General features: G+C 33.6%; 1 protein-coding gene. It reads left to right on the forward strand.

Annotation, left to right across the window (positions count from 1 at the left end; translation table 11 throughout):
- Positions 1-90 precede the first annotated feature (90 nt).
- Positions 91-1116 (forward strand): energy transducer TonB, encoded by a 1026-nt coding sequence (locus tag GQR46_RS19960; protein ID WP_165742269.1) that lies wholly within the window; start codon positions 91-93, stop codon positions 1114-1116.
- Position 1117 lies beyond the last annotated feature (1 nt).

Consider the following 1117-nt stretch of genomic DNA (forward strand, 5'->3'; position numbering starts at 1 on the left):
TTAAATGAACTAATCTTTTGTGTTTACACTTGCTTTTATGTTGATCGTTTGTTTCTATTATATAAACACTATCTAGGATGGATAAAACTGATGAAAAAACTCATATTAGCGCTTTCTTTAACTTGTACTTTTACTCAACTCTCTGTTTTTGCTGACGACTTTATTCCTGCAGAAGTAATTAATAAAAACTACGATCAGCTCACTAATACTTCTTCGCGCGCTTCGAGGTTAGAGGGGATTAATTTGAGCAGTTACTTGGTTGATAAAAGCGGGCAGGTTAGTGATATAGAAATTGTAGCTACGGTTGGGCAAAAAAAGTACCAAAGAGAAGTAATGGATTACGTGTCTAAGCTCAACTACAAAAGTGCAAAATTAAATGGTGAGACTATACCTGTAGCAAAAACCATTACTGTAAGTTCGCAAAATTTACATATTAATTTTTCAAACGATAAAGCGTCTCGCGGCTTTTTTAATGATTATGAGCAAGCTAGTAAATTAATCGACGAAAAGAAATACGATGAAGCTAAAAGCCGTATCGATGAATTAGAAAATGAACATACAAAAAATACGGTTGAGATTGTTTTGCTTGCATGGCTTAAAAGCCAGCACAGTTATTTTGTGCAAGACTGGAAGAGCTTTGATCAGCATATCTACGAAGCGTTTTTATTTAGAGCTAATCTACCGGATCAAATTCAAAAACGTGTGATTAAAAACGCTTTACAGTGGTTTATATCAAAACAAGATTATGTACGTGCTTATGATGCAATAGATGCACTAGGCAATATTGAATCCATAACCTTTACAGAGCAAAACAAGGAACAGTTGTTAACTCAAGTGAACGATATTTATAAAAACTCGGGAGATATTAAGCAACAATTTAGTTTAGCTTCAGAACAAGCTGTAATGCCTATGATGTCGAAGTCTGAAGTTAAATTAGAATCAGAATTACCACTGAGCAAAGTGCAACTTAGATGCGAAAACAAAGTCGTTGACTATGACACTAATACAATTGATAAAATTGTTATTTCGAAAAATGATTTGCGTTGTGGATTATTAATAAAAAGCGCTCAAGCACAAACAATTACACTTAAGCAAAGCGGTGAAAGCTTTTTATAAA

This window comes from Pseudoalteromonas sp. Z1A6 (assembly GCF_011378745.1).
Lineage (GTDB): Bacteria > Pseudomonadota > Gammaproteobacteria > Enterobacterales > Alteromonadaceae > Pseudoalteromonas > Pseudoalteromonas arctica.

What these genes read in the sequence shown, in the direction of transcription:
- GQR46_RS19960 (WP_165742269.1), top strand. Translation starts at nt 91, where the DNA reads ATGAAAAAACTCATATTAGCGCTTTCTTTAACTTGTACTTTTACTCAA.